Source organism: Streptomyces sp. NBC_01304, from assembly GCF_035975855.1.
Lineage (GTDB): Bacteria > Actinomycetota > Actinomycetes > Streptomycetales > Streptomycetaceae > Streptomyces.
This window is the reverse complement of record NZ_CP109055.1, coordinates 395088-417578: the sequence shown is the minus strand read 5'-3', so window position 1 is coordinate 417578 and position 22491 is coordinate 395088. Positions and strand designations below refer to the sequence as shown.

General features: G+C 68.2%; 16 protein-coding genes and 2 pseudogenes. 16 read left to right on the top strand and 2 right to left on the bottom strand.

The features are described from left to right. The first annotated feature begins 110 nt into the window (after positions 1-110). Positions 111-1112 (top strand): LacI family DNA-binding transcriptional regulator, encoded by a 1002-nt coding sequence (locus OG430_RS01790; protein ID WP_327350562.1) that lies wholly within the window; start codon positions 111-113, stop codon positions 1110-1112. Positions 1113-1203: 91 nt separating this feature from the next. Here the strand turns inward: OG430_RS01790 and OG430_RS01785 are convergent, their stop codons facing one another. Then, entirely contained in the window at positions 1204-2292 is a 1089-nt protein-coding gene (locus tag OG430_RS01785; protein WP_327350561.1) for a terpene synthase family protein, read from the bottom strand. Positions 2293-2504: 212 nt separating this feature from the next. Here OG430_RS01785 and OG430_RS01780 point away from each other — a divergent pair. The 13 genes and pseudogenes from OG430_RS01780 to OG430_RS01720 form a co-directional block, all read left to right on the top strand. Further along, a pseudogene (locus OG430_RS01780) lies at positions 2505-2771 on the top strand (cell division protein SepF); the annotation flags it as partial. A gap of 103 nt (positions 2772-2874) precedes the next feature. Further along, on the top strand, positions 2875-3021 hold the full coding sequence (locus tag OG430_RS01775) for a hypothetical protein (protein ID WP_327359495.1): 147 nt from the start codon (positions 2875-2877) through the stop codon (positions 3019-3021). A gap of 486 nt (positions 3022-3507) precedes the next feature. After that, positions 3508-4296 (top strand): DeoR/GlpR family DNA-binding transcription regulator, encoded by a 789-nt coding sequence (locus OG430_RS01770; RefSeq protein WP_327350560.1) that lies wholly within the window; start codon positions 3508-3510, stop codon positions 4294-4296. Between the two features lie 441 nt (positions 4297-4737). Further along, complete coding sequence (locus OG430_RS01765) at positions 4738-5646, top strand: ABC transporter permease (RefSeq protein ID WP_327350559.1); 909 nt, start codon at positions 4738-4740, stop codon at positions 5644-5646. An 86-nt stretch (positions 5647-5732) separates the two neighbouring features. Beyond that, positions 5733-6596 carry a carbohydrate ABC transporter permease gene (locus tag OG430_RS01760; RefSeq protein WP_327350558.1) on the top strand — a complete coding sequence of 288 codons (864 nt, stop codon included), beginning with the start codon at positions 5733-5735 and terminating at the stop codon, positions 6594-6596. Between the two features lie 54 nt (positions 6597-6650). Then, positions 6651-8309 (top strand): hypothetical protein, encoded by a 1659-nt coding sequence (locus OG430_RS01755; RefSeq protein WP_327350557.1) that lies wholly within the window; start codon positions 6651-6653, stop codon positions 8307-8309. Continuing rightward, positions 8309-9487: a Gfo/Idh/MocA family protein gene (locus OG430_RS01750; protein WP_327350556.1), complete on the top strand. Its 1179-nt coding sequence runs from the start codon at positions 8309-8311 to the stop codon at positions 9485-9487. Before OG430_RS01755 ends, OG430_RS01750 begins: the two co-directional genes overlap by 1 nt. A 600-nt stretch (positions 9488-10087) precedes the next feature. Next, positions 10088-11095 (top strand): LacI family DNA-binding transcriptional regulator, encoded by a 1008-nt coding sequence (locus tag OG430_RS01745; protein WP_327350555.1) that lies wholly within the window; start codon positions 10088-10090, stop codon positions 11093-11095. A gap of 187 nt (positions 11096-11282) precedes the next feature. Beyond that, positions 11283-12659: an ABC transporter substrate-binding protein gene (locus OG430_RS01740; RefSeq protein WP_442816426.1), complete on the top strand. Its 1377-nt coding sequence runs from the start codon at positions 11283-11285 to the stop codon at positions 12657-12659. Position 12660: 1 nt separating this feature from the next. Further along, positions 12661-13629, top strand: coding sequence for a carbohydrate ABC transporter permease (locus tag OG430_RS01735; protein WP_327350554.1), 969 nt, complete (start codon positions 12661-12663; stop codon positions 13627-13629). 31 nt (positions 13630-13660) lie between these two features. Continuing rightward, on the top strand, positions 13661-14545 hold the full coding sequence (locus tag OG430_RS01730) for a carbohydrate ABC transporter permease (RefSeq protein ID WP_327350552.1): 885 nt from the start codon (positions 13661-13663) through the stop codon (positions 14543-14545). Between the two features lie 61 nt (positions 14546-14606). Further along, the gene (locus OG430_RS01725; protein WP_327350551.1) at positions 14607-17123 is read left to right on the top strand and encodes a carbohydrate-binding protein; all 2517 of its coding nucleotides are present in this window, start codon (positions 14607-14609) and stop codon (positions 17121-17123) included. Positions 17124-17255: 132 nt separating this feature from the next. Beyond that, on the top strand, positions 17256-18899 hold the full coding sequence (locus OG430_RS01720) for a glycoside hydrolase family 13 protein (RefSeq protein WP_327350550.1): 1644 nt from the start codon (positions 17256-17258) through the stop codon (positions 18897-18899). A 360-nt stretch (positions 18900-19259) separates the two neighbouring features. Here the strand turns inward: OG430_RS01720 and OG430_RS01715 are convergent, their stop codons facing one another. After that, on the bottom strand, positions 19260-20027 hold the full coding sequence (locus OG430_RS01715; protein WP_327350549.1) for a hypothetical protein: 768 nt from the start codon (positions 20025-20027) through the stop codon (positions 19260-19262). 215 nt (positions 20028-20242) lie between these two features. Here OG430_RS01715 and OG430_RS01710 point away from each other — a divergent pair, with 215 nt between their 5' ends. Both OG430_RS01710 and OG430_RS01705 read left to right on the top strand, forming a co-directional pair. Continuing rightward, positions 20243-21040, top strand: a complete 798-nt coding sequence (locus OG430_RS01710; protein WP_327350548.1) for a L,D-transpeptidase — start codon at positions 20243-20245, stop codon at positions 21038-21040. A 342-nt stretch (positions 21041-21382) separates the two neighbouring features. After that, positions 21383-22473: pseudogene (locus OG430_RS01705) on the top strand (PAS domain S-box protein); the annotation flags it as partial. Between the last annotated feature and the right edge of the window lie 18 nt (positions 22474-22491).

Sequence of the window (22491 nt, the reverse complement as noted above, 5' to 3'; positions counted from 1 at the left end):
CGACAACCTTCTTTTCGACAACTTTTCGCTCACCTTGACGGTACGAGGGGTCGCTGTGAGGGTCAATCCCCGTACAGTCAGGCGTAGTTGTTTCGAAAAGGGAGCGTTCCATGCGGTCAACTCTGAGCGAGATCGCGGCGCACGCGGGCGTCTCCGTATCGACGGTGTCCAAGGTGCTCAACGGCCGTACCGACGTCTCCCCGACGACCCGCGAGCGGATCGGCCGGCTGCTGGCCGACCACGGCTACCGTGCCTCGCGTGCCAGCGGCATCGTCGACCTTGTCATCGGGGAGCTGCACAGCCCGTGGGCGGACGCCTTGGTGGCCGGCGCGGTGAGTGCGGGCTGCGAGGAGGACTGCCGCATCGTCGTCAACACCGCCACGGGGCAGGACGAGGACCTCGGTGCCACCTTGGCGCGGATCGCCGCCCGCGGCACGGACGGCGTACTCACCGTGCACCAACTGCCCCACGAGCGGGACCGCCGGCAACTTGACGCGAAGGGCGTACCGCTGGTCGTCATCGATCCGCCCGTGGAGCCCGGGGACGGGGTGCGTTCGGTGGCCTCCACCAACTGGCAGGGCGGCCTGAGCGCGACCCGCCACCTGCTGGAGCTCGGCCACCGGAGGATCGCCGCGATCTCCGGTCCGCTGCCGGTGTGGTCCGCCCGCGCCCGACTGGACGGCTACCGCGCCGCCTTGCAGCGGGCCGGGGTGCCGTCGGACGAGTCACTGGTGCGCACGGGGGAGTTCTCCGCTCGCGCGGGCCGCACCCAGGCGCTCAGCCTGCTCGACCTGCCGGAGCCGCCCACAGCGATCGTCGCAGGCAATGACGGCCAGGCCTTCGGCGTGCTGCAGGCGCTCGCCGAGCGGGGTCTGCGGGCGCCGCACGATGTGAGCGTGACGGGCTTTGACGACGTGCCGGTGGCCAGGTGGGCGGCGCCCGAGCTCACCACCGTGCGTCAGCCGCTGGAGGCGATGGCGGCGACGGCGTTCCGCATGCTTCGCTTGGTCACCGCGGGCGGCGCGGCCCAGCCGGAGCAGGTGGAACTGGCGACGACCCTGGTGGTGCGGGAGAGCACGGCGCCGCCGCAGGGCCGGCCGGGGACCGCGTGATCGCCAAGCTCCCCCCGAGGGCGGGAGCGTCTGAGGTTCCGTCTCAACAGGGACAGCGAGGATCGCTGACGAAGCAGCGTCGAGTGCGGTGTCAGGTGCTTCGGGTGAGGTCGTGCAGGGCGAGCAGACCTGGCTGATCGGGGGTGAGGCCGGAAACGGCCTGGGTGCTGTAGCGGCCGCAGCTGCGGCTCCAGTGGTAGTTGCCGGACAGCATGTCGATCATTGCGGCGAGGTGTCGTTGCACCGCGGTGCGCTCCTGCGCAGTGAGGCGGAGGCTGTCGCACAGGTGCGGGATGCCGGCTTGGAGGGTTTGGAAGCGGTGCATGTGAGAGTCGGCCGTCGCCACGACCTTCTCGATCGCCGTCTGCCTGCTGAGGTTGTCCTCCACCATCAGCAATCGAACCAGATTGATCTCGTCGCGGGCTTCGTCCTTCTCCAGGGAGCAGACGTCGTTGACGAAGATGACGTGCTCCACGGTGTAGTGGCGCATGGACTGCAGGTGGGAGGAGTACCAGGCCAGCGGCGGTACTTCGAAGGGGCCGATACATTCGCGCATGTCGAAGTCGGGAAGGACACCGACCGACCGGCGGCGGACGTCGAGGTAGTCGGACGACGACAGCGGCGTTGCGAGCCTGCGGTTGGCTTCCTCGGCCAGGTTGCCGGCCAGGTAATCGCGCCAAGTGCTGCTGGCGCGTTGCTGCCAAAAGCGTGACATCGATTCGCATTCACGCTTCCACAGGTCGGCGAACGCGGCGACCAGCGGCGATGCACCAGGGCGCAGGACCGGCTCGCCGTGCAGGAGCTCCATCACCTGCCGACATGCGGTCACCGCCCCGTCGGCGGGGCGGCCGTTGGGGGTGTCGAAGGCATCGTCGAACACGAAGTACCAGCCGTTGACGTCGAGTTGCAGGTCGAGGTCTTGGTCGGTCTCGGGTTCGGGGCAGAACCAGGCACCGACTTCGGCGTGCTGGGAGAACTGGTAGCGCTCGGTGGCGGTGTCGCTGGGCAGGAAGCCCTGGTCGGCTGCCCAGGCCAGATGGCGTTCCATGCCGGCCGACAGGTCGACGGCGACTTTCCTCGGATAGGGCATGAGGAACTCAATGTCCTGCGGCAAAACCTCTCCCAACGCTTGAAGCGGCACAATGCCGCGCACGGCGCTCCGGAGCACCGTGCGGGTCACGCCTTTCGCGGCATGTCTCCATGGAGGAACAGCGCACGCGCCAGGGAAAGAGGGCATCCACCGCCGACCCGTGAACACGTTGAACGCTTGCGCGTTTGTGATTGCGTGCGAGGAGTGAGCGAGACTCACTCCGGCATTTTGGGGCGACAAGGCCGACTGCGGCCGTAGGTGATCGCCCTCGCGGTATCCACCACAACCGGACGTCCGAAGGGGAAAGGAACGCACCGGCGATCATGCTCAAGGTCGCGTCCGAGCGAGAGCCGTACCGGATCACCGCGCTGCACCCCTGGACCGACAACGAGGCTTGGGCCAGGGAGCACTTCCGTAAAGGCACTCCGGTGATCATGAATCTCACGGAGATGGACGACACGGATGCGAAGCGGCTTGTCGACTTCACGGCAGGTCTTGTCTTCGGCCTGCATGGAAGCATTGAGCGAGTGACGCAGAAGGTGTTCCTGATGTCGCCTGCTAGCTTCGAGTCACGGAGAACAACGGCTGTTTCGCTTTCCAGGAACGTGAGTTCGCTGGGGATCCCACCGCCGCATGGGAGGCCCAGGGGGCTCATGGCGCCCCGGGAAGGAGATGGAGCAGATGCCCGGCTCAGACCAGCACGACAGCAGTTCGGTCGACCGGGAATCCCGTCGCACGCTCAGTCCGGTTGGTCAGTTTCTGGCGCTGGTAACAGCGCTGGTGATCGACCTGACGATCAGGCACCTGTTCGGCGCTTGATACGAGCACGGCCCCGGCGGTAGGACGCCAGGGCCGTGAGGCTGCGGGGGTTCTCCCGAGCGGGTTGGCCCTGTCTGTCGTAGCAACGTCGGCAGGGCCTTCCTGGGCACCAGCGTAATCCCCGCCTCTACACCAGCCAATCCCGGACGGTTCTCCTACCTCAAGGCATCGATCGTCCTCAGAGGAACTCCTGGGGCTCGGCCCCTGTCTCAGGATGAAGAGGACGGTCAGCTCGCGGGCGCGGCGACGGCTGGTGGCCCATTTCGCGAAGTATCGGACCAGGTATCGACGTTGGCTGATGGCCACAGCGATCCAGTCGTCGCGGGCAATCGATGCGCTTGATAGCGCACGGTGGGTACTGTTTTTGAACAAGATCAAGCATGTGTCTGTGCTTCCTCGGCCGGTACGTCGCATCATTCCTACCGATGCGATGCTGTCTTTCCGGCGCAGACCGTTCGGCTGTCGCCCAGGAGGAGGGGTGCCAGGGTGAACCGGTACGAACGCCACAGCGAGCTGCTTCGGCTGCTCGCCGAGCAGCGGCAGTTGGACGTCGAGGACGCGGCCGCGGAGCTCGCCGTGTCCGCGGCGACGATCCGGCGCGACCTCGATCTGCTCGCCGAGCAGAACCTGCTGATCCGCACCCGTGGCGGGGCGATGCCCACCGAGATGTCGTACGAGCTGCCGCTGCGCTACCGCTCCGCCCGTGATTCCGCCGAGAAAGAGCGCATCGGACGCGCCGCCGCGGCCCTCGCCGAGCGTGGCATGGTCGTCGGCATCAACGGCGGCACGACCTCCACCGAGGTCGCCCGCGCGCTCGCCGCCCGGCCCGACTGGCTCGACCGCGAACCGGGCGAAGGCCCTGCGCTCACCCTCGTCACCAATGCCCTGAACATCGGCCATGAGCTGGCGGTGCGCTCGCACATCAAGGTGGTCACCACCGGTGGTGTCGCGATGCCGCGGTCGTACGAACTCGTGGGTCCGCTCGCCGGGTTGATCCTGCGCGAGATCAGCCTCGACATCGCGTTCATCGGGGTCGACGCGGTGGACGCCGAGCGCGGGGCGAGTGCGCGCAGTGAGCAGGAGGCGAGCATCAACGCGCTGCTCGCCGAGCAGGCCGCCAAGCTGGTCGTGGTGGCCGACTCCTCGAAGCTCGGCGTGCAGGCGTTCGCCCGGATCTGCCGGCCGGACGTGATCGACACGCTCGTCACGGATGACCGTGCGCCGCAGAAGGTGAAGGCCTTCGAGGACCGGGGCATGACGGTGATTCAGGCCTGACCGGGCCTGACCTCGGGCTCTGTGCCGTGTGAGCCCCTGCGTGGTCTCCGCGCAAGATCTGCACGAAACTGCAAAATTTCAAGATCCTTCACGCATCTCTTGTCAGGCCCCTGCGCGGGACTGCAAGATTCCCCTGACCTCGCGGGCCGGGGACCCCGACGCCGGGCAGGTCATGTCCCAGGGGCGTCACGCGCGCCGTGGATCCGCCGTACGCGGGCGCCCCTTTTCACCCTCGGCTGCCAATTCCATGCCGTTGGCCGCCGGTTGCCCTGTCCGTGCGCCCGCCCCCCACCGCACTCGTACTCGACGCAGGAGGTGAATGTGCCGGCCGCTGCGTCCCCTTCGACCCGCTCGGACACGTCAACCCCCCAACCCCCGCCCGAACCAGGGCAGTCGGCCCGCAAGGCGAAGCCGACCCGCGCTCAAAAGCGTGCGGCCGCCGTGCGCATACCGCTGCGGGCGCGGCTACGACGCGATCGCGCCCTGCTCCTCCTGTGTGTGCCCGGCATCTTGTATTTCGCGGTGTTCTTTTATCTGCCGCTCGCCGGCAACAGCATCGCGTTCCAGGACTACCAGCCCTATCTCGGCTTCAAGGAGAGCCCGTTCGTCGGCTGGACGAACTTCACGGCCCTTTTGGAACAACCCGAGTTCTGGTCTTCCGTCTGGAACACCCTGGAGATCACCGCCGTACAGCTGCTGCTGTTCTTCCCGGCACCGATCGCGCTAGCCCTGCTGCTCAACTCCCTGATCAGCAACCGCACCCGGCGGTTCATGCAGACCATCGTGTACCTGCCGCACTTCCTGTCCTGGGTCGTGGTCGTCGCCATGTTCCAGCAGGTCTTCGGCGGCGCCGGCACCATCAGCGGCTATCTCGCCGAGCACGGCATCGGCGCGGGCAACCTGATGACGAACCCGGACACCTTCACCTTCCTGCTCACCTCGCAGATGATCTGGAAGGACGCCGGATACGGCGCGATCATCTTCCTCGCGGCGATCGCGTCCATCGACAACGGCCTGTACGAGTCGGCCGCGATGGACGGCGCCGGCTGGGCCCGCCGGATGTGGCACGTCACGCTGCCGGGCATCCGCCCGACGATCGTCCTGATGCTCATCCTGCGGCTCGGCGAGATCCTCTCGGTCGGCTTCGAGCAGATCCTGCTGCAGCGCGAGGCGGTCGGCCCCGACGCGGCCGAAGTACTCGACACGTACGTCTACTACCACGGCGTCGTCGACGGCGACTGGGGCATGTCCACCGCCGCCGGACTCATGAAGGGCGTCATCGGCTTCGTGCTGATCGTCGTCGCCAACAAGGTGGCCCACCGCCTCGGAGAGCAGGGGGTCTACCGATGACCACGCCCTCGATATCCCTTCTCAAGCGTCCTGTTCGCGGTCTCGGAGGGCCGGCCCGGCCGCGGCACGACGGCCGTCCGCCATGGATGGAGCGCCCCTCCTGGTACGGGCAGGGCGCCAAATTCCTCGTCCTCGGCGTGATCGTGGTGGCCGTCGGCTATCCCTTCCTGATCGCGCTCGGCACCAGCCTCTCGGGCAAGGAGGAGATCGCGGCCCACGGCGGCTACGTACTTTTCCCGACGGAGCCGACCCTCCAGGCGTACGAGGCGGTCCTGTCCGGGGGAGTGGTCACCCGGGCCGCCGCCGTCAGCATCGGCGTCACCCTGATCGGCACCGCGCTGAGCCTGCTGTGCACGATCGCCCTCGCCTACGGCCTGTCCCGACCCGGGACGGTGGCGGGCAAGCCGATCCTCTTCCTCGTCCTGGGCACGTTCCTGTTCACGCCCGGCATCATCCCGGTCTATCTGGTGGTCGACCAGCTCGGCATGATCGACAGCTATGCCTCGCTGATCGTCCCGATCATGCTCAACGCCTTCAACATCGTGGTCGTACGTGCCTTCTTCCAGGGCATCCCCGACGAACTCCACGAGGCCGCCCGGCTGGACGGCGCCGGCGAACTCACCATCCTGTGGCGGATCGTGCTGCCCCTGTCCAAGGCCGTGCTCGCCGTGGTCGGCATGTTCTACGCGGTGTCGTACTGGAACAACTTCTTCAACGCGATGCTCTACATCAACGACGGGGCGAAACTCCCGCTCCAAATGGTGCTCCGCTCCTATGTGTTGCAGGGCGACACCATCAACGAGTCGGCCATGGGCGTCTCCAGCCTGCCGCCGTCCAGCGCCACGCAGATGGCCGTGCTGATCCTCGCCATCGTGCCGATCGCCGCCGTCTACCCCTTCCTGCAACGGCACTTCACCAAGGGCGTCCTCACCGGTGCGATCAAGGGCTGAGCCCCGCACCTGTTGCCCAGGCCTCCATCTCGTACCTCTTGAAGGAGATCCACTGTGTCTTCCGCGTATCCCTCCCTCAACCGCCGGGGCTTCCTCGGAGCGGTCGGCGCCACGGGCCTCACCGTGGCAGGCGGTTCGTTGCTGGGCGCATGCAGCACGGGTAGTACGTCCGGCAAGGGCGGCGCCGCCAAATCCGCGAAGGTCAAGCTGCCCGCGTACATCGCGGCGAACGTCGCCGCCCCGGACCTCGCGGGCAACGCCGACGGCCTCGACCCGGCGTATCTGCGCTACCCGAAGAAGCTGGTGAAGTCCGTCGCGAAGACCCCCGGCGACGGCAAGCCGATCACCGCGCTCACCGAGACCTTCACCACCGCGCCGCCGGCCATGGGCCGCAACGCCTACTGGCAGGAGCTCAACAAGCAGCTGGGCTCCGAGTTCAAGATGACCGTGGTCAACGGCATGGGCGAAGACGACGTCTACCTCATGAAGTTCAACGCGCTCACCGCGAGCGACGACCTGCCGAACCTCGTCTGGTTCCCGCCGAACCAGGGCCTGCGCAATGTGCCGCAGGTACTGCAGGCCCGCTTCCACGACCTCACGTCATATCTGTCGGGCGATGCGGTCAAGGAGTTCCCCAACCTCGCCAACATCCCCGACTTCGCCTGGAAGACGGCGGTCATCAACGGCTCGATCTGGGGCACCGCCGTCCCGTACGGCCGTTTCGGACAGGTCCAGCTCGTCAACGCGGACTTCTGGAAGCCGGTCGGCGGCGCACGCTTCGACGACGCCGAGGACTTCCTCGCCAAGGGCAAGGACCTGCTCGACATCAAGCGCAAGAAGTACGTCCTCGAACCGGCGTACGTGAACGCGGTGCAGGCGTTCAGCCAGTGGTACGGCGCCCCGAACTGGTGGTCCCTCAAGGACGGCAAGCTCACCAGCAAGTTCGAGAGCGACGCCTACCTTGCCGCCATCGAGCTCGCCCTCAAGTGCTTCAAGGCGCAGCTGTTCTGGCCCGACCCGAACCTGCGCACGCACATGGAGAAGCTGACCGGCGGCCAACTCGGCTCGTACGTCCAGTCCTTCCCCGGATTCCTCGGCGACACCAAGATGTACGACTGGCCGATCGAGGCCATCGTGCCGTTCGCCGCGGAGAGCGGGGTGACCCCGAACTACCACCTGGGACGCGGCTCGGTCGGATTCGTCGGCATCAGCAAGAGCGTCGACAAGAAGCGCGTCAAGACCCTGCTCGCCGTCATGGACTACCTCAACGCCCCCTTCGGCAGCGAAGAGCGGCTCTTCCTCGGCAACGGCATCGAGGGCACCCACCACAAGCGCACCAGCGACGGCGACGTCCAGCTCACGCCCAAGGGCGAGGGCGAGGCCCTCACGACGTTCGATCCGCTGCAGTTCCTCGGCAACACCCCCGAGACGCTCTACACGCCGGGCAAGCCGGACGTCACCCGGTACATCCACAAGACCCAGGGCGAACTCCTGAAGATCGCCCAGGCCGACCCGACTGTCGGCTTCTACTCGGACACGTACGCCCAGAAGTGGCAGTCCCTGCGCAACGAGGTCGAGGACGACGTCAAGGACATCATCGCCGGCCGCAAGCCCGTCTCCTCCTTCAAGGACACCGTGAAGACCTTCCTGCGCACCGGCGGCGACGCCGTACGCGGCGAGTTCGAGGACGCCATCGCCAAGGGCGCGAAGTGATGACCGACGACCTCCGCATCGGCGTCATCGGCCTTGGCCTGCGCGCCAGCATCGCCGACGCCGCCCACCGCCCCGGCCGCGGCTCAGTGGTCGCCGCGGTCGCCGACACCGACCCGGCCGTTCGCGCGAAAGTCCCCGACCGCTACGAGGGAGCCGCCGCCGCCGACGACTACCGGCGCCTCCTCGACGATCCGACGCTCGACGCCGTCATCGTCGCGACCCCCGACGACACCCACGAGGCCATCGCCTGCGAGGCGTTGAGCGCCGGCAAGGCGGCCTTCGTGGAGAAGCCGCTCGGCATCACCACCGAGCAGTGCGACACGATCCTGCGCACCGCGCACAAGACCGGCAGCCGGCTCTACGTGGGCCACAACATGCGGCACATGGGCGTGGTGCGGACCATGCGCGAGATCATCGCCCGCGGCGACATCGGCGAGCCGAAGACCGTCTGGGTGCGGCACTTCGTGTCGTACGGCGGTGACTACTACTTCAAGGACTGGCACGCCGATCGCCGCCGCACGACGGGGCTGCTCCTGCAGAAGGCCGCGCACGACATCGACGTCGTGCACTGGCTCGCGGGCGGCTACACCAGCCGCGTCAACGCCCTCGGCGACCTGATGATGTACGGCGACCTGCCGCGCCGCGCCCCCGACACCCCTCGCCCCGACGGCTGGTTGAAGGACTTCGACTGGCCGCCCGCGACCCGCACGGACCTGCACCACATCGTCGACGTCGAGGACGTCTCGGTGATGAACATGCGCCTGGACAACGGCGTCATCGCCGCCTATCAGCAGTGCCACTTCAGCCCCGACTACTTCCGCAACTACACGGTCATCGGTACGGAGGGCCGCCTGGAGAACTTCGGCGACCGGCCCGGCGATGAGGTGCGCGTCTGGAACACCGGCCCGAGCGACTACCGGGCGGACGCCGACGCCGTCCACCGCGTACCCGAGGCCGATGGTTCGCACGGCGGCGCGGACGGCCGGATCATCGCCGAGTTCTGCCGCTTCGTACGCGAGGGCGGCGCCACCGACACCTCACCGGTCGCCGCCCGGATGAGCGTGGCCGCGGGCGAACTCGCGACCCGCTCCCTGCGGGACGGCGGTGTGCCGTACGACATCCCGCCGCTCGATGCGGAACTCGTGGCCTACTTCGACGCGGGGCAGCAACGCACCTGAACGAGGTCTGACGGCAGGGCACTTGGATGGTCGTTTTCCAAGTGCCCTTGCTGATCAGTCCATCGGCTGGGTGTTTCCACTCTGGCTGTTTGCGGGGATCTTGTAGCCCCTCATCCGGTCTCCTCGCACTCCGGGACTGCGTGGGCGGGGCATCCTCTGATCGCCCGGTAGAGATCATTGGCGTTCATGGCGCTGACCGCAGGCCGGCGAGTGAGGCTGAGCTGGGGGTGAGTTCGCTGATGCCGGTCAGTCCAGGCCGGCGTCGAGCAGGGCGTTGATCAAGGCGGCCGTGTGCGCCTGTGGTACTTCACGACTCCCTTGATAATCCACTTCTGGGAACGGGGCCCTTCGGCGGCATGGTCGTTGAGCGTCCAGATGGAGCCGTCGCCGGTCGGGAGCCACTCGGGCATCAATCGGTGTGCCGTGCAGACGGGGTGCTCGTGGGAGAAGACCAGCCTTACGCCGGGGCGCAGCCGGCGGACCTTGGGGTGCGGTGCGGCGATGTCGAGCAGTCCGGATGCCCTCGATGGACCACGATGGCGCTGTAAGAAACTTGCGCAACTCTGATTCTCTTTTGCGGAGACGCTGTACGGTCGGCGCATGACGAAGAGACTCTCCAAAGTGGCCGCCTTCGCCGGGGTCAGTGAAGTGACCGTGAGCCGAGTGCTCAACGGCAGCCCCGATGTCGCCCCCGCCACCCGCGACCAAGTGCTGACCGCCCTCGACGTGTTCGGCTTCGAGCGGCCTGTCGCCAGTCGCAGGGAGCGTGCGCCGCTGGTCGGCCTGGTGGTGCCTGACCTGCACAATCCGGTGTTCCCCGCGTTCGTCGAGGCGCTCGCCGGGCGGCTCAACAAGCATGGTCTGGTGCCGGTGTTGTGCACCCGCACGGCGGACGGCGTCTCCGAGTCGCACTACATCGACATGCTGCTCGCACAGAACACCGGCGGCATCGTCTTCGTCGGCTCCAGCTATGCCGACGCCGGCCTGGAGCAGGGGCGCGTCCTGCGTGAGCGGGGCACGCCCATCGTGCTGGTCAACGCCGCCGACGAGAACCGCGGCGTCGCCCAGGTCGCCGCTGACGACGCCCATGCCGCGCGACAGGCGGCCGCCCATCTCGCAGCGGTCGGCCATGAGCGAATAGGCCTGGTCATCGGCCCGGTCGGCCATGTGCCCAGTGCGCGCAAACTCGCCGGTTACGCCGCGTTCTGGAAGGCCAAAGGCGTGCCGCAGGAGACTTGGCGGCGCTGGGTTTCGCACGCGATGTTCTCCATGGAGGGCGGCGCGACCGCCGTGCCCCGGCTGCTCGATGAGGGTGTCACGGGTGTGGTGTGCGCGAGTGACGCGCTGGCCCTCGGTGCGGTGCGCGGTGCGAGGCGTCAAGGTCTCGACGTGCCGCAGGATTTCTCCGTCGTGGGCTTCGACGACTCGCTGTTCATGGTGGTGACCGATCCGCCGCTGACGACGGCGCGGCAGCCCGTGCAGGCGATGGCGGAGGCGGCCGTGACCTTGCTGCTCACGCAGATGGACGGTCATGTCGTGGACGACGAGCCGATCCTGTTCGAGACGGAGTTGATCGTACGGGGATCGACCGTGCGGCCCCGGTCCTGACGGTCACGCCGAACGGCCTGGAAGGGGGCGGAAGTTGGGCTTCCGGGGCTCGTGCGGGCACTGGAAATTGCTTTCTTGCGCAGATCCGTTGACTTGTTGCGCGGTTTCCTTTTACGGTCTGCGGCAGCGCTGTGGTGCCGGTCGGGACGGCCGGCAGGCCCCGCTTCCCAGGAAGGCATGACACCTCATGACCAACACGTCTGGTTCCACGTCCGGTTGCAGAGCGCGTCGGCACACCGGCATCGCCCTGGTCGGCGCCATGGCTCTGTCCCTGACCGCGTGCGGCGGTTCCTCCTCGTCCGGCGAGGGCAAGGACGGCGTCGTCACGATCACGGTGAACGACATGCCGCCCAAGACCCAGCCCGTCGACCGCAAGATCTTCGAGGCGGACGTCAAGGCCTTCGAGGAGGCCAACCCGAAGATCAAGATCGATGCGCGCGAGGGCCAGATGGACCCCAAGACCTTCGCGGCGAAGCTGGCGGGCGGCCAGCTCGAGGACGTGTACTACGTGTACTTCACCGACCCGGCGGGGCTCATAGAGCGGCGGCAAGGCGCGGACATCACGCCGTACATGAAGGACATCCCGTACCTCGACAAGATCCGGCCGGAGTTCCAGGACGTCTTCAAGGGCAAGGACGGCAAGATCTACGGGCTGCCCAACGGGCAGTACTCGCTCGGACTCGTCTACAACCGGGACCTGTTCGAGAAGGCCGGCCTCGACCCGGACAAGCCGCCGACGACCTGGGACGAAGTCCGCAGCGCCGCCAAGAAGATCACCGACCTCGGTGACGGCACCGTCGGCTACGCCGACTACAGCAAGAACAACCAGGGCGGCTGGCACCTCACCTCATGGATCTACTCCATGGGCGGCGACGTGGCGGTCAAGGACGGCGACAAGTGGAAGGCCGCCGTCGACTCCGACGCGGCCCGCAAGGCGCTGCAGACGCTGCACGACATGCGCTGGACCGACAACAGCATGGGCACGCGTCAGCTCCTGGAGATCCCGGACGTGCAGAAGATGATGGGCTCCGGGAAGCTCGGGATGTACATGGCGGGCCCCGACAACCTGCCCACGATCGTCAAGCAGTTCGAGCGCGAGTACAAGGAGTACGGCGTCGGCGCGATGCCCGGCGACGCGACCCTCGGCGGCGGCAACGGCTTCATGTTCAACCCCAAGGCCACCCCGGAGGAGATCAAGGCCGGCCTCAAGTGGCTGCAGTTCAAGTACCTCAACCCGGACCGCACCGAGTTCAACGACAAGCGCATCGTCAGCAAGGACGTGCCCGTCGGCCTGCCGCTCGACCGGCTCTACCAGGACGACGTACAGGCGAAGGTCGACGCCGTGCACGCCAAGTACGCGAACCTGCCCACGGACAACTTCAAGCCGTTCGTCGAGCGCAACGGCACCCTTGAGCAGAAGGTGGAGCCGCCGAACGCCCAGCAGATCTACGCGGTGCTCGACGGGGTGATGCAGTCCGTCCTGACCAAGAAGGACGCCGACCTGGACCAGCTCCTGAAAGACGCGTCCAAGAAGGTCGACGCGCTCCTGGCGACGGTTAAGTGAGATGAAGGTCGACTCCCTCACCGACGCGCTCCCCACGGACACCGCCGACCCGGTGCCGGCCTTGGTGGGCGCCGATCCCCGCCCCGTCGCGGCCCGTTCACGCCGCACGCGGCTGGTACGCGAGAACCTCGTCGCGTACGCGTTCCTCGCCGCGGGCATCATCGTCTTCGCCCTGTTCTCCTGGTACCCGATCGTGCGCGGCTGGCTGCTCGGCTTCCAGCAGGTCACCTTCGCCCAGCCCGCCGAGTGGGTCGGCCTGGACAACTTCCGCCGGCTCTTCGACGATCCGCTGTTCGTGACTGCCTGGCAGAACACCGCCTGGTTCACGCTGCTCGCGCTGGTCTTCGGCTTCGCGGCGCCGTTCGCCACGGCGGTCGTGCTCAACGAGTTCCGGCACGGGCGCGGATATCTGCGGATGACGGTCTATCTGCCGGTGATGCTGCCGCCGATCGTCACCATGCTGTTGTGGCGCTGGTTCTACGATCCCGGACCCGGATTGTTCAACAACGCCCTGGAGATGGTGCACCTGCCGGCCCAGCAGTGGCTCGAGTCGGAGAACCTGGCCATGGTCTCCCTGGTCCTGGTCTCCACCTGGGCCAACATGGGCACCACCACGCTGATCTACCTCGCCGCGCTCGGCGGGATCCCCGGCCAGCTGTACGAGGCGGCCGAGCTCGACGGCGCCTCGGTCCGCCAGCGCCTGTGGCACGTGACGATCCCGCAGATGCGCTTCATCCTGATGATCACGCTGCTGCTCCAGGTGCTCGGCACCATGCAGGTGTTCATCGAGCCGTACATCCTGACGGGCGGCGGACCGAACGACGCCACCGTCACCGTCCTGCTGCTCCTTTTCCGCTACGCCTTCGTCTACAGCGACTTCGGTCTGGCAAGCGCCATGAGCATGCTCCTCTTCGTGGTGCTCGGCCTGTTCTCGCTCGCGTATCTGCGGCTGACCCGGAGTAAGGGCTGAGAGCCCGGGCCCAGGGCTGAGAGGAACCGTCATGTCCGGCACCCCGGAACGCACGCTGATCGCACCCACCGAGATGAACCGCCGCACGGGCAGGTTCCTCTACCGGTTCGTCCTGACCGCCACGCTCATCGGCTTCACGCTGGCCTTCGTCTTCCCGCTGTACTGGATGGCGAGCGGAGCCCTGAAGTCCTCGCGGGAGCTCGCGGACGTCAACCCCACGCTGCTGCCGCACAGTTTCCACCCGGAGGCATATAGCGACGCCTGGACCAACACCGGTCTGAGCAAGCACTTCCTGAACACACTGATCCTGGCGGTCGGCGCCTGGCTGATCCAGCTGATCGTCGCCGTGGCCACCGCCTACGCCCTGTCCAAGCTGCGCCCCGTGCTCGGCAACATTCTCCTCGGCATGATGCTGGCCACCCTGATGCTGCCGGTGTCCGCGCTGCTCGTACCGACGTATCTGACGGTCACGGACGTGCCGTTGTTCGATGTGAACCTGATCAACACGCCCTGGGCGGTGTGGCTGCCGGCCGCGGCCAACGCCTTCAACGTGTTCATCCTCAAACGGTTCTTCGACCAGATCCCGCTGGAGCTCATGGACTCCGCGCGCATGGACGGCGCCGGCCCCGTGCGGATCCTGGTCTCGATCGTCCTTCCGCTGTCGCGTCCCGTACTCGCCGTGGTTTCGATCTTCGCGGTGGTCGGGGTGTGGAAGGACTTCCTCTGGCCGCTGATCGTGCTGCCGGACCCCGCGAGGCAGCCCATCACCGTGGCGCTCAGCCGCCTTTCGGAGTTCATGCCCGCCAACCAGCTGCTCGCGGGCATGGTCATGGCCAGCGTGCCGCTGCTCGTCCTGTTCCTGATCTTCCAGCGTCACATCATCGCCGGCCTCACCGCCGGCAGCCTCAAGGGCTGAGCCGCACCCCGAGCCACCCCCTCAGCCGTCCTGTCGATCCCCCACGGAAGGACGCTTCGCCATGCCCGAAACCACCCGCCCACAGGCGAGAGCGAGAACCACCCGGCTGATACCGGCTCTGCTCCTCGGCCTGCTCGCCGCCCTGCTGTACGCGGCGCCGCCGGCCCTGGCCGCGGACGCACTCGAAGCCGAGTCCGCCACGCTCTCGGGCGGCACCAAGGCCGAGAGCGAGCACGCCGGTTACACCGGCAGCGGCTACGTCGGCGGCTACACCGACGCCCACAAGGGCAACGCCTCGACGTCGTTCACCATCGCGTCGCCCACCGCCGGCTCCGGCTCGGTGAAGATCCGGTACGCCAACGGGACCACGGCGACCATGACGCTCAGTCTGTACGTCAACGGCACCAAGTCCGGCCAAGTGAGCTTCCCGGCGACCACGAACTGGGACACCTGGTCCACCATCGAGGCCCCCGTCGACTTCAAGGACGGTGCCAACACCGTCGCGCTGACCTTCACCAGCAGCGACAGCGGCAACATCAACCTGGACAACCTGACGCCGACGACGCCCTCACAGGGCGGCGGGGGCAGCCTGACCCACGAGGCCGAGCGGGCCTTCTTCTCGGGCGGTCCGCAGAAGTCCACGAGCGCGGGCGGCTACCGGGGCACCGGCTACCTCAGTGGTTTCACCGCGAGTGGCTCCCGGGCGGTCTTCACGGTCGCCTCGGCCACGGCGACCGAGCACCCGGTCCAGGTGCGCTACCGCACCTCCGACGCGACAGCGGCCACCGTCACTCTCTCGGCCAACGGCACCAAGGTCCGCGGCCTGAACCTGCCCGCCACCAACGGCTCCTGGCAGACGGCGACCACCGACGTGCCCCTGCGCGCCGGCCTCAACACCGTCACCCTGCGCACCGAATCCGGCGACAACGGCGCCTTCCAGCTCGACGGCCTGGACATCCCCTCGGCCGCCACGAACGCCGCCCGCGGGGCGACGCTGCCGTACACCACGTACGAAGCGGAAAGCGGCCGGACGAACGCCTTGGCCATCGGACCCGACCGCGCCTATCTGTCCGTCCCCGCGGAGGCCTCGGGCCGCAAGGCCGTCGTACTCGACTCCAATGGTGAGTACGTCGAGTTCACCCTCACCAAGCCGGCCAACGCCCTGACACTGCGTTACTCGATCCCGGACAACGAGGCGGGCACCGGAGACAACGCATCGCTGAGCCTGTACGCGGACGGCAGCCACCTGCGCGATCTCGACCTGAGCTCCAAGCACAGCTGGGTGTACGGCGCCTACCCCTACAACAACGACCCCTCGGGCGGCTCCGCCCACCGCTTCTTCGACGAGACCCGCGCGACCGTAGGCGACCTCCCGGCCGGCACGAAGATCAGGCTGCAGAAGGACGCAACCGACTCCGCGGCCTCGTACACCATCGACCTGATCGAGACGGAGACCGCACCCGGCGCGTACGCGATGCCCGACGGCTTCGTGTCGGCAACCACCCTCGGCGTCACCCCGGACGACGCGGGCGACGACACCTCGGCCCTCAACTCCGCGCTGAACACGGCCAAGGGGCAGGGCAAGGGCCTGTGGCTGCCGAAGGGCACGTACGACATCTCCGACCACGTGAACCTGAACGGCGTCGCGCTGCGCGGCGCCGGCGAGTGGCACACCGTGCTGCGCGGCAAGAACGGCAAGGGAGGCCTGTTCGGCAGGGGCGGCACCAGCACCGTCCAGGACCTGACGATCGACGGAGCCGCCACGCACCGGGACGACGCGGGCGGACACACCGCCATCGAGGGTGACTTCGGCAGCGGTTCCACCGTGCAGAGCGTGTGGATCGAGCACGCCAAGGTCGGCCTGTGGATCGACGCACCCACCAGCGGCCTGCTCGCCACCGGCCTGCGCATCCGCGACACCTACGCCGACGGCGTCAACCTGCACAAGGGCACGAAGAACAGCGAGATCTCGCAGAGCAGCGTGCGGGGCACCGGAGACGACGGGCTCGCCATGTTCTCCGAGCAACAGGCAGTCACCGACAGCGTCTTCCGCTTCAACACCGTGCAGCTGCCGATGCTCGCCAACACCGCGGCGATCTACGGCGGCAGCGGCAACCGCATCGAGGACAACCTGCTGTCCGACACCGTGAACGCCGCCGCGGGCATCGCGATCAGCACCCGCAACTTCCCGCCCCCGCCGCTGCCGTTCACCGGCGCGACGACCGTGGCCCGCAACACCCTGGAGCGGACCGGCGGTTACGAGGCCAACTGGGGCGCGAAGCTCGGCGCGATCTGGGTGTACGCCGACGACTCCGACATCACCACACCCGTACGGATCGAGAGCAATGACGTACTCGACTCCACCTACAGCGGACTGCTCGTGTCCTGGCAAAGAGCCGTCGGCGACCTCACGGTGAAGGACACGAAGATCGAGAAGACCGGCGCGTACGGCATCGAGATCAACGCCGCGGGAGCCGGCACCTTCTCCTCGGTGAGCGTCAGCGGCGCCGCCGACGGCGGCCTCAGCCTGGCCGGCGGCTTCCAGATCACCCGCGGCACCGGCAACTCCGGCTGGTAGCCGCACCTTTGAGCGCGGGCCCGGCCTTCGACTGCCCCGCAGGCCGGGCCCGCACCTTACCTCGGCACCCGCACCTTCCTCGGCACCCGCACTTTCCTCAGCATCCTCTGCACCTCGTACAAGGAGCCCTTGGTGACTTCGACGCCCGCGCCCGCCTGGTGGCGGCACGCCGCCATCTACCAGATCTACGTCCGCAGCTTCGCCGACGGCAACGGCGACGGCATCGGAGATCTGGCCGGAGTGCGCGACAGACTGCCCCACCTGCGTGAACTCGGCGTGGATGCGCTGTGGTTCAACCCCTGGTACGTCTCCCCGATGGCCGACGGCGGCTACGACGTCGCGGACTACCGGGACATCGACCCGATCTTCGGCACCCTCGCCGAGGCCGAGTCGCTGATCACCGAGGCCCATGACCACGGACTGCGGGTCATCGTCGACCTGGTGCCCAACCACTGCTCCGACCAGCACCCCTGGTTTCGGGACGCACTCACCGCGGGCCCTGGATCGCCCGAGCGGGAACGCTTCTGGTTCATGCCCGGCAAGGGAGCGGACGGCGACGTACCGCCCAATGACTGGCAGTCGTACTTCGGCGGTCCCGCCTGGACCCGGATCACCGAGGCCGACGGCAGCCCGGGCCCCTGGTACCTGCACATGTTCGCCCCCGAGCAGCCCGATCTGAACTGGGAACACCCCGATGTGCGGGCCGAGTTCGAGGACGTACTGCACTTCTGGCTGGCGCGCGGCGTCGACGGATTCCGCATCGACGTGGCGCACGGCCTCGCCAAGAAGGCCGGACTCCCCGACGTCGGTCCCCACCCCGACCCGACCGACCTGCCCTATCAGGACGTCGACGAGGTGCACGACATCTACCGCGCCTGGCGCAAGATCCTCGACTCGTACGACGGCGAGCGGACGTTCGTCGGCGAGGTGTGGCTGCCGGACCCCGAGCAGGCCGCCCGCTATCTGCGCCCCGATGAACTGCACTCCGCCTTCAACTTCGACTTCCTGTGCTGCCCCTGGGAGGCGCCGGCGCTTCGGGCGGTCATCGCCGGCACGCTGGCCGGACACCGGCCGGTCGGGGCGCCGCCCACCTGGGTCCTGTCCAACCACGACACGATCCGCCACACCACCCGCTACGGCCGCGCGGACACCTCTTTCGACATGGGGGACAAGCGGCTCTCCGACCCCAGCGACCTCGTCCTGGGCCGCCGCCGTGCCAGGGCGGCGGCGCTGCTCACCATGGCCCTGCCCGGCGGGGTGTACCTCTATCAGGGCGATGAACTGGGCCTGCCCGAGGTGCAGTTCATCCCCGACCACCTGATCCAGGATCCCACCTTCGTACGCTCCCAAGGACGCGACCGGGGGCGCGACGGCTGCCGGGTGCCGCTGCCGTGGACCGCCTCGGGGGAATCGATGGGGTTCTCCGCGACGAACGTCTCGTGGCTGCCGCAACCCGCGCACTGGGCCCAGTGGAGCGTCGAGCGCCAGAGCGCGGACCCGGAGTCGTTCTTGAACCTGTACCGCCAGGCGCTGCGCCTGCGCCGCGAGCGTTTCGCCGGGCGGCCCGAGACGCTGGAATGGATCGACGCGGGCTCAGACGCGATCTGCTTCGTCCGCCCAGGTGGTGCCCGATGCCTGGTCAACACGGGCGAGGAGCCGCTACCGCTGCCGCCCGGCCTGCGCGTGCTGTTGAGCAGCGGACCCCTTGAGGCGGCACGGACGGGGGAGCAGGTGCTGCCGGGCGATACGACGGTGTGGCTGGCGCCGCAGGAGTGAGGAGGCGAGAGCCCGGTGTCTGAACCGCCAACGACGCGGTGCAGATACCAGGCCCTGCGCTCGGGCAGGGCAGCGGATACCCGGCAGGGCGTTGCCCCGCCGCAGCGCCGACGGGTGGCCGGCCAAGGAGCCACGACGTGGCGCCGAGGCGACCACCCGAACCCCGACAACGCCCCCGGCTCGAGGCCCTGCACCCTCCACAACAGCTCCTCACCCATGAAGCGGGCTGTTGCCGGCAGGTCTGACTCTGCCCATGGCGGCGCTTCGCGTCACGGTTCCTTGGGGTGTGCGGGCCCGCGGCGTGCCGGTCCGCGGGCGAGAAGGGGTGCTGCCGGAGCATCCCTGGGCAGGCGGAGTTGGTCAGGGACTCGGTACGCAGATCGCGTGGACCGTCATGGTCACGGTCAGGCCGGTACCGTCGTTGTAGATGTGGGCGGACCACCCCTGCCGCGGCCCGGTAGTGGGCCCGCTGTACCCGGTCAGGACCTTGCCCGAGGTGAGGATGGTGGTACGCCTGACGCCGCCCCCGGTGACCTTGCTGCCGCCGGGGCAGAAGGCACTGCCGTACGCCTGTTTGCCGTTGTCGACCGTGAACTGGCTGGTGACGACCGTCGCCTGCTTGAGCAGCGCGGCGCCGTCCGTGCCCTTGGCGCCGTCCTTGCCCGGCGTACCGTCCTTGCCCGGTGTACCGGCTTTCCCTGCAGGGCCGTCCTTGCCCGGCGTACCGTCCTTGCCCGGTGTACCGGCTTTCCCCGCAGGGCCGTCCTTCCCTGGGGAGCCGGCCTCGCCGGGGGTGCCGTCCTTGCCCGGGGCGCCGTCCTTCCCTGCGGGACCGGCCGGCCCCGCGGGCCCGGGAGGGCCGCCCTGTGTGCCAGTGTCGCCCTTCTCGCCCTTGAAGAGCTTCTGGTACTTGGCCATCTTCTTGTCGAGGAGAGCATCGAGGTAGCGCTCGAGGTTCTCCTCAAGGCATTCCTCGCAGTTCATTCCACCAGGGCCGGGACCGAAGAGTTCCTCGGTGGTGGTGCCCGCGGGCGCCGGCGTGGCGGCAACGGCCGGGACGGGGGCGAGTGCGGCACCCGCCAGCACAAGACCGGTGATACCCGCGGTGGTGAAGCTCCTCATCTTCATGCGAGGAGAATCGAACGCCGGCCCGCGGAACTCTCGCGTCTCGGAGCCGACCCGCCTGGAAGCAACTCGTTCAGCCGACATACACAACGACGCTTGTCCGACACGCAGATAAGTGCCTTCGTTTCAGGGCTCTTCAGAAGGACTCTTCTGACCTGCGCTTCATGTGATCACCCTTGGAGGGCGGCGGACTTCCCCATCAAGGAGGTGGCGCATTCATGAGCCTGAGCCTGTGCGACGAGCCGCGGCGGCGGTGGCCTCATCCGCCTGGACGTGTCGTCGTCCTGCTGATCGCACTGGCCGCCGTGCTGCTGCCGCTCGGTGTCCCCGTTCCCACGCAGGCGGCGCCCAAGCCGCCGACGGCACCGTGGCCGGTCCCGGTCCCGGACCTGGAGCAGTGGCCTCCGTACGAGAGGAACAAGCGCCCGCCGTACTGCACTGACCAGAGCGGTCCCTGGCAAAAGCAGGTGGAGCGCCATCTCAAGCTGCGCACCGACGGGCGGCAGTCACCGCAGGACTGCAAGGCCATCCAGCGCTTCCAGCAGTACTACGGCATCCGCCACGCGGTCGGCTACGCGGGGCGCGTGACGTGGGGGACGGCGGTGCTCCTCGACGAACGCGCGCACCCGAACCGCGGCCGCCGCTGCCCGCGTACGGGATACAGCTTGATCTGCGTCGACCTGACCCGTCAGCTGATGTGGGTGCAGCGCGCCGGCAAGGTGACCTTCCAGGCCCGCCCGATCCGCTCCGGAGCGCCCAAGTACCGTACGCGCACCGGCTGGTACCGCATCTATGCGCGGGCCCGCCATCACCGCTCGACGCTCTACGGCAACGCCCCCATGCCGTGGGCCCAGTTCTTCTCCAGCGGGCAGGCTTTCCACGGCCACAGCGGCTCGATGTACGCACCTCCCGGCTCGCACGGGTGCATCAACATGCGGCCTGCCGACGCGGCGGCGCTGTGGCGCAAGGCGGGCCAAGACGCGCGCGTGTACGTCTTCGGCCGCAAGCCCGCCTGACGCCCGCGGCTGAGTTTCATGGACTCCCTGTAGCCCTTCGTGGGCGGTCGAGAGCCCGAGACGTCGCGCATCATGACTCCGTCCGTGAGCCGGCGCAGACAGGTTGGGTCATCCCAGCGGTGGAAACGGCGCTCGCGGTGGCGCTCGCCAAGCTACGGTCCTTTCCATAGCTGGAGTTGTCTTTTCCGCGGATCGACCGGAGGGGGTTCGCCCGTGAGGCATCGGTTGCGCACTCTTCCGCCGACCCATGAGGTGCACGAGGACGCGCCGGTGACGGCCGCGCACCGGGCACACGCCCCACAGCATGCGGCCTCGATGCCGCAGCCGAGTCCCGAAGCGGGGATGACCGCTCCCCTCCAGGCCACCGTGACGGCAGATCCGGAGCACGTGCTGCATTTGAGCGATCTGGATCGACTGCTCCAGATCATTGAGGAGTTGAACAAGGCCGGTAGCCTGTCCGACACCGTGCAGACGGTGGCCGACGGTGTCGTGGGCGGCCTGGGATACGCGCTGGCGTGCGTGAATCTCGTGCGCCCCGGCGGCGACCTGGTCGTCGCCGCTGTCGCGGGCAATGCCGTCGCCGAGACCCTGCTTGCCGGCCGCGTCGGCTCGCGCGCCTCCTGGGACCGCCGCCTCACCATGGGCGAGGGCTGGGGGCCGCTGCGTTTCGTCCCGCACACCGAGGGAGCGATCCTCGATGAGGACGACGTACCCCAGTGGTTCACCGACGGGCCGCCGCCCCGCTTCGACGACGAATGGCACCCCGCGGACCGGCTCTTCGCCCCCATGTACGCGACCGGTTCCTCCGGGGGCGAACTCCTCGGCGTGATCTCCGTCGATCGCCCCAGCAATGGCCGGCGCCCTGGGGCCTGGGAGCGCAAGGCCTTGCAGATGTACGCATTCCAGGCCTCGGTTGCCATCAGTAACGCACGGCTTCAGGCACGCATGCAGCGCGCCTTGGTCAGGCTTGAGCGCGAGCAGGAGGCCTTGCGGGCGAGCGAGGAGAGCTTCCGGCAGGCTTTCGAGGGCGCGCCCACGGGCATGGCCATCGCCGAGTTGGGCGGTGACCGGCAGGGTCGCATCCTGCGCAGCAACGAGGCGCTGTGCCGCCTGCTCGGCAGGCCGGCGTCGGAGATGCGCCGCCACTCGTTCGCTGACCTGGTGCACCCCGAGGACGTCGATGCGCTCCTGCGTGCCTGGGCCGACGGCGGCCACACCGAGCTGCGGCTCGCCCGGTGCGACGGCACCCATCTCTGGGTCCTGCTACGCACCTCGGTTGTCGCCCACGGCGTCGACGAGCCGCACTTCCTGCTCACGCACGTCGAGGACATCGAGGAGCGCAAACGCCGTGAGCTGCGGCTGCCCGCCACCCGGCCCACGACTTCCTGACCGCCCGCCCCACTCCGCCGAGTTGCCTCGCCGAGGTAGCAGCGGGTGAGGAGGCGATGGGT